Here is a 3,810-nt window from a genome sequence, read left to right on the forward strand (position 1 = left end):
ATTTTAGCTATTGGAGCTGTTGATTACTTCAAACTTCCAACCATATCTTCAGGACGAACCCATTCATCAAATTGTTCTGCAGTAACTAATCCTAAGTTAATGGCCTCTTCTTTAAGTGTAGTACCATTTTTATGTGCTGTTTTAGCAATTTTCGCTGCATTTTCATAACCAATGTGGGTATTTAATGCAGTAACAAGCATTAGTGATTGATCTAATTGTTGTTTAATGCGTGGGTGGTTCGGTTCAATACCAATAGCACAATGTTCATCAAATGAAACACACGCATCTGCCAATAGTTGTGCAGATTGTAAGAAGTTATATGCCATAACTGGCTTATATACATTTAATTGGAAATGACCTTGTGTGCCTGCAAATGAGATCGTAACGTCATTACCTAGTACCTGAGCACAAACCATTGTCATTGCTTCACATTGAGTTGGATTTACTTTACCAGGCATAATTGATGAACCAGGTTCATTTTCAGGAATTAAAATCTCACCAATACCAGAGCGAGGGCCTGATGCTAATAAACGTACATCGTTGGCAATTTTGTAGAGAGAGACTGCAAGCTGTTTTAATGCACCGTGGGTTTCAACAATTGCATCGTGAGTTGCGAGTGCTTCAAATTTATTTTGTGCAGTAACAAAAGGTAATCCTGTAAATTTAGCAATATAGTCAGCCACTTTTACATCATAACCTTTCGGTGTGTTTAAACCTGTACCAACAGCTGTACCCCCTAAAGCGAGTTCAGCGAGGTGTGGTAAGGTATTTTCAAGTGCTTTAATACCGAATGCGAGTTGTGCTGCATAAGCTGAAAACTCTTGACCTAATGTGAGTGGTGTTGCGTCCATTAAGTGAGTGCGTCCGATTTTAACGACATCTTTAAAGGCTTCAGCCTTTTCTGCTAGGGTTTTTTGTAAGCGTTTAACGCAAGGAAGCGTATGTTCTACGACTTTTTTATATGCGGCAATGTGCATTGCGGTTGGGTAGGTATCATTTGAAGATTGTGATTTATTCACATCATCATTCGGGTGGATAATGGATTTTTCACCTAGTTTTCCCCCATTTAAAACGTGAGCACGGTTTGCCACAACTTCATTCACATTCATATTTGATTGTGTGCCTGAACCAGTTTGCCAAATTACTAATGGAAATTCATCATCTAACTTATTTGCTAAAATTTCATCACAAGCGGTTGCAATTAAATCACGTTTTTCAACGGGTAGAACGTCTAAATCGTGGTTTGCATAGGCAGCTGCTTTTTTTAAGTAGCCAAACGCTTCAATAATTTCAGCTGGCATTGAGCCTTCAGGACCGATTTTAAAGTTATTACGAGAACGTTCAGTTTGTGCAGCCCAGTAACGATCTGCTGGTACTTTCACTTCGCCCATTGTGTCTTTTTCAATACGGAATTCCATAATTTCTCCTAAAAGTCATAGTTAAATGTTACGAGTAAACTAGAAAATAGTAGCATTGAGCGTAGAAGAAAGGAATGCTGAATCCGCATACCTTTCATATTTTTATCTATTTTGTGATATGGATCATAATTTTGACTGGTTTGATAGAACTGTCAAAATGAAGAGCTTAGTATATCGACTTTATAGCCACCCTTTCCGTTTAAAATACAGATAAGGGGTAGCGGCAGCACAGATCATTAAGCCGATTGCCATTGGGTACCCATATTGGAAATCCAGCTCGGGCATAAACTTAAAGTTCATTCCATAAGTTGATGCAACAAGTGTTGCTGGTAGGAACATTACTGAAACCAGTGAGAAGAATTTCATTATTCGGTTCTGTTCAATATTGATGAAACCCATTGCGGCTTGCATTAGGAAGTTTACCTTTTGGAATAAGGATTCATTATGCGGTTGAAGTGATTCAATATCTCGCATAATGTCGCGTGCCTGTTCTAGCTGGTTATTTGGTAAACGTGTTTTGCGTAATAAAAAGCTCAAGGCACGTTGTGTATCCATCAAACATAAACGTACTTTGGAACTCATATCTTCCAACTCTGTTAGATCCGATAGTGCATCATCAAATTCAGTACCGTTTCTTTTCTCTTTTTCGCTTTTATCTTGAGTGCTTAATACGACTCGGCTTAGTTTTTCTAAATCTGCATAGATATTTTCAATGACGTCCGCTAATTGCTCGATTTTAGTTTCAAATAAATCAAGTAATAATTCATAAGCGTTGCCATCAATCATTTTTTCTCGGCGTGAACGCATTCGGTATAAGCGAAAAGCAGGTAGATCTCGGTCTCGTAAGGTAAATAAACGTCCATCGCGAATGGTAAAACCAACGGTTGCAATATCTGCATAGTCATCATCATCTAAGCAGTAAAAGAATGAGTGAAGATGTAATCCATCCTCGTCTTCAAAAAAACGAGCAGAGGCTTCTAGATCTTCTAATTCTCGTTCTTCGGCAAGGGTTTGATCTAAACGTTTTTCGAGAACTGTACGCTCTTCATCACTTGGATCAACTAAGTCTATCCAAATAGCGTCGTTTAAGGTGTTTGGGTTGGTTTCATCAACGCTGATTAGGCGATCGTTATTTAACGAAAAAGCTCTGATCATTTCATACTCCTAATAAATGGTATGAGGCGATGAACACAAATGAACAAAAATAAGATACTGAACAGACCGACTCTCGTCGGCAAAAGGAACTTTGGACGAGGGGAAATTAACAAACTGATGAGTATCGACTGTGACTGTCCAAAATGCTGTATCCTCAAGGTGAAAAAAACGGGCGAATGGTAACGATTTAGCCCTTAGTCGTCAAGAAATTATCTGAATAAGCGGTAGGATTTGTTATAAATTTTGCAAAAGATTTACGAAATCTTACCGCTAGTCGTTATATTACTTCACATATTGAATAAGAGCAGAAATATTTTGTGCAAATTGTTCATTTTTTGCCATTTCAACAATTTCTTGGTGAGAATACAGTTCTCGAGGGTAAACCGCAACAATACTAGTATCGCCTTTTTGTAAGAAATTATGTTCGCCAAAATCGGTATAGCGTGTTGCTCCGATACTAATAACCGCTTTGGTTGGGTAATCTGCTTGTTGTAGCAGTTCGGCAATATGGTTCATTGGGCCTTCATCAGGTTGATTATTCATTCTATCTATAATCCAATCTAATAATTTTTGATGAAAATAACTATAACCAACGGTTGGACTATCAACACCATACTCATTTAGCTCACCGTTACGTTTATGAAAGCAAGCGATATTGTAATTATCTAAGCTCCCACCTTGATTAAAATGATCTAATGCAATAAATGTGTTGGAAAGTCCCTTAGAATTTTCTCCCCAATTTTTCTTCTCACAAATCTTACGAGCATTTGGTCGGCGAATGGAGCAATCATTGTAAGCAGTAAAATGTGTTGGCGTTAGTGCAATAACCTTTTTATCTGAATACTTAATATCGCAAATCAATGCAACTTCAGGTTCGATTTGTAAGTTATCCGCATCATTGGGAAAGGTAATAGTGTCAGCTGACAAAGGATAAGTCGCAAGAAAGCGGTAGGTTTCAGATAATGTTTTGCTAGGAACATAAAATGGGAAGATTGCTTTAGGTTGAATAGCTTCAATGGTTTTTACTTGTAAAAAATCAGCTGCTTCTCCAGCTTGTTCTAAATGCCCTGCAAAGTTGCCTGCAACGCCGAGTCCGATGAAATGTTGGTTTTGCATAAAAATTCCTTGTTAATTTAAGTTAAGAAAAAAGTAGTTGCATAATACTGCGAATTGAATAAATAACATAGAATTATAAATAATCATTTTGTTGTGTTTTTCATCAAGCGGTCATTTTTTT

At 37.5% G+C, this 3,810-nt stretch carries 3 protein-coding genes; all 3 read right to left on the bottom strand.

The window, feature by feature from the left end; all coding sequences use genetic code 11:
* Nucleotides 1-23 precede the first annotated feature (23 nt).
* Nucleotides 24-1,418: a class II fumarate hydratase gene (gene fumC, locus ACWIW0_RS11110; protein WP_454453365.1), complete on the bottom strand. Its 1,395-nt coding sequence runs from the start codon at nucleotides 1,416-1,418 to the stop codon at nucleotides 24-26.
* A gap of 180 nt (nucleotides 1,419-1,598) precedes the next feature.
* The gene (corA, locus tag ACWIW0_RS11115; protein ID WP_454453366.1) at nucleotides 1,599-2,573 is read right to left on the bottom strand and encodes a magnesium/cobalt transporter CorA; all 975 of its coding nucleotides are present in this window, start codon (nucleotides 2,571-2,573) and stop codon (nucleotides 1,599-1,601) included.
* Between the two features lie 282 nt (nucleotides 2,574-2,855).
* Entirely contained in the window at nucleotides 2,856-3,689 is an 834-nt protein-coding gene (locus ACWIW0_RS11120; RefSeq protein WP_454453367.1) for a DUF5718 family protein, read from the bottom strand.
* Nucleotides 3,690-3,810: the final 121 nt, after the last annotated feature.

The organism is Ursidibacter sp. B-7004-1 (genome assembly GCF_053654055.1).

Coding starts and splice junctions, on each gene's coding strand:
- corA (WP_454453366.1), bottom strand. CDS start 2,573: ATGATCAGAGCTTTTTCGTTAAATAACGATCGCCTAATCAGCGTTGAT.
- fumC (WP_454453365.1), bottom strand. CDS start 1,418: ATGGAATTCCGTATTGAAAAAGACACAATGGGCGAAGTGAAAGTACCA.
- ACWIW0_RS11120 (WP_454453367.1), bottom strand. CDS start 3,689: ATGCAAAACCAACATTTCATCGGACTCGGCGTTGCAGGCAACTTTGCA.